Origin of the sequence: Stappia stellulata, from assembly GCF_020176715.1 — a bacterium.
In the GTDB taxonomy this organism is placed as follows: Bacteria; Pseudomonadota; Alphaproteobacteria; order Rhizobiales; family Stappiaceae; genus Stappia.
The window spans coordinates 1-1,226 of the sequence record NZ_JAIVMF010000050.1 but is presented as its reverse complement, the minus strand read 5'-3'; the positions used below and the strand labels follow the sequence as shown (position 1 = coordinate 1,226).

1 protein-coding gene is annotated in these 1,226 nt (G+C 65.1%); it reads right to left on the bottom strand.

Annotated features, from left to right (window positions below):
- Positions 1-47: 47 nt before the first annotated feature.
- Positions 48-1,223, bottom strand: coding sequence for an elongation factor Tu (gene tuf, locus LC092_RS21055; RefSeq protein WP_224809698.1), 1,176 nt, complete (start codon positions 1,221-1,223; stop codon positions 48-50).
- Positions 1,224-1,226 lie beyond the last annotated feature (3 nt).

The window sequence follows — 1,226 nt, the reverse complement described above, 5'->3', positions numbered from 1 at the left end:
TGCGGTCCGCGGGCGGACTTGAGTGTCCGTCCCGCGGGTCTCGCGGATTACTCGATGATCGACGCGACGACGCCGGCACCGACCGTGCGGCCGCCTTCGCGGATGGCGAAGCGAAGTCCGTCTTCCATCGCGATCGGCACGATCAGCGTCACGACGACCGACACATTGTCGCCCGGCATGACCATTTCCGTGCCTTCCGGAAGCTCGACAACGCCCGTCACGTCCGTCGTGCGGAAGTAGAACTGCGGACGGTAGTTCGTGAAGAACGGCGTGTGACGGCCACCCTCTTCCTTCGTCAGGATGTAGGCTTCCGCGTTGAACTTCGTGTGCGGCGTCACCGAACCCGGCTTGCAGAGAACCTGCCCGCGCTCGACGTCCTCACGACCGATACCGCGGATCAGCGCGCCGATGTTGTCGCCGGCCTGGCCCTGGTCGAGCAGCTTGCGGAACATCTCGACGCCGGTCACCGTCGTCTTCTTGGTGTCGCGGATGCCGATGATCTCGACTTCCTCGCCGACCTTGACGATGCCGCGCTCCACGCGACCGGTCACAACCGTGCCACGACCGGAGATCGAGAACACGTCCTCGATCGGCATCAGGAACGGAAGGTCGATCGGACGCTCCGGGGTCGGGATGAACTCATCCACGGCCTTCATCAGCTCGGCGATCTTCTCCGCGCCAATGGCCGGGTCGCGGTCCTCGAGGGCGGCAAGAGCCGAACCCGCGACGATCGGAATGTCGTCGCCCGGGAACTCGTAGGACGAAAGCAGCTCGCGCACTTCCATCTCGACCAGCTCCAGGAGCTCCTCGTCGTCGACCTGGTCGACCTTGTTCAGGAACACCACCAGCGCCGGAACGCCGACCTGACGGGCGAGCAGGATGTGCTCGCGGGTCTGCGGCATCGGGCCGTCGGCGGCCGAACACACCAGGATCGCGCCGTCCATCTGCGCAGCACCCGTGATCATGTTCTTCACGTAGTCGGCGTGGCCCGGGCAGTCGACGTGGGCGTAGTGACGCGCGTCCGTCTCGTACTCGACGTGCGCCGTCGAGATCGTGATGCCGCGCGCACGCTCTTCCGGCGCGCCGTCGATCTCGTCATACGCCTTGAAGTCGCCGAACTGCTTCGTGATCGCCGCCGTAAGCGTCGTCTTGCCATGGTCGACGTGGCCGATCGTGCCAATGTTCACGTGCGGCTTCGTCCGCTCAAACTTTGCTTTCGCCATCGG